Consider the following 1,834-nt stretch of genomic DNA (forward strand, 5'->3'; position numbering starts at 1 on the left):
AAATATCTTTTATTACTTGCTTTAAATCAGAGTCTAGCAATGAAGATTCAATAACTTGATCATTTTCAACATAAAAATCATAATTAACACTTAAAATATTGCGAAATTTTTCATAAATCGGGAGATCATAATAATCAAATTTAGCATTGATGTTATAATTATGAGGTTTACTTTTTATAACTTTAATTTTACTTGCAAATGTTTCTCCATAAACATTTAATACTAATTCGTTACTTTTTTTATAATCACAAATTAATTCTGCCCCTTCAGATGAAAAAGATTGAGTTTCAAAAACATCTGCATTAGCATTTCCAATAAGAAAGTAAAATATTAACATATTAATTAATATTGACATAACCTTCATCATCTATATCTCCAGCATTATATTTTTTTAAAAGTTGAGTAGCAGTAAAACCGTATCTAAATTCAAAGTGTGGATAATCTTTAAATGTAACCCAGTCCCCACCCCATAAAAAACCGTATGATTTTGCTATCTCTACAATTTCTTTTATTTTCGGGTGCTTATTGTCAAAATAAATGGCTTTTTTATCTAAAATTTCTACCACATCAATCGCCAATCCATAATTATGAAAACTATATCCACCTTTAACTTTTGTCACAATAGGATCTGAATTTTTCCTACCTTTATCGTAAAGTTTATTTTGTTCTTCAATAGACCTATAACCATCAGAAACCCTTAACTTTAAATTTAATTTGCTTTCAGCGTCATTTATAAAATCTAAAGTATGTTGACGAATTCTCGGGTGTAATAACGCAATTCTAGAGTTTGTAACACTATCCCAAGTTTCAGTTTTCTTATTTTCTATAACATTAAAATAATCCATCATCGCTACCGGATGAATAAACCATGCCTTGCCATCAGTTGATAGATTAGACAGTTTAGAGGTATTGGTATTGGTATTGGTATTGGTATTCGCATTGCTTTGTTCTGTGCTGGTTGTTTGATTTTGAGTTTGCGCTTGTGCTACTTCTTTCCACCACAGTGACGGTTTAATGCGCTGTGCTTTTTCTAGTTGCCAGTTTGATTTGACATGTTTATGCGCTTCGTCCACCACCTCTAAGGCAAAATCACGGAGGTAAGGCTCGGTGATGCCTAGCTCATCTAATCCCGCTTCAATAATTGCTTTTTGTTGTTGTTTTTCTTCTTCAAATAGCTCATCAATTTCGTTCCATTTGCTTAACGCTTCATCGGCATACCATTCGCTTTCATATTTTACCAATAAATGCCCTATCAACTCCGCTGTCCAGCTTCGGCGTAATCCTTCCTTTAAATCCCTATCCGTAAAAGTCGGCGGCGGTAGGTCTTTTTTTCGTTGGGTTGAATATATCAGTGTGCCCGTTAAGATTTGATGTAATGCCCGCATCGCTGGCGTGTAATCGGCTAAATCTAATTTCGCCACTTTATTCTTGCCTATCTTGTCAGATAATTCACCTATCGAGGCCTTTTCTTCTATTGTTTCAAACCCAGGCCAGTGCCATGGACTACGCCGTTTGATATGAGCTTGTGCATTGTCTTTTATATTCACCCAACCATGTATCGGTAGCGTTTGCTCATCCAGTGCCGTCACTTGGGCCCATTTTGTGTTTTCATCCTCTATCGCTATCAAGCCATCATTCTCTAATGAAATTAGGGACACGGTACGAGGGTAACATACCGTATTACGTTTCTTTTCCTGTGGAGAAAGGGTGTCATCTAATGATAACGGAAAATCATGCCAATAACTTACGCTTGAATTGAGCTGCCCATCTTCGCCATTAAGGTGTAAGACTTTACTGGCGGCTATCCAGTACGGCTTGTTTTCAATCATAAAGC

General features: G+C 35.5%; 2 protein-coding genes. Both read right to left on the bottom strand.

Annotated elements, in window-relative coordinates:
- Positions 1-367 (bottom strand): hypothetical protein (locus tag A9G22_RS00265; protein ID WP_176700204.1); only part of this gene is annotated, 367 nt, incomplete at its 3' end.
- Positions 339-1,834, bottom strand: a 1,496-nt coding sequence (locus A9G22_RS11005; protein WP_141669921.1) for a M15 family metallopeptidase, incomplete at its 5' end; no start/stop codon positions are given. The genes A9G22_RS11005 and A9G22_RS00265, both read right to left, overlap by 29 nt.

Origin of the sequence: Gilliamella sp. App2-1 (assembly GCF_001690255.1) — a bacterium.
Taxonomy (GTDB): Bacteria; Pseudomonadota; Gammaproteobacteria; order Enterobacterales; family Orbaceae; genus Gilliamella; species Gilliamella apicola_G.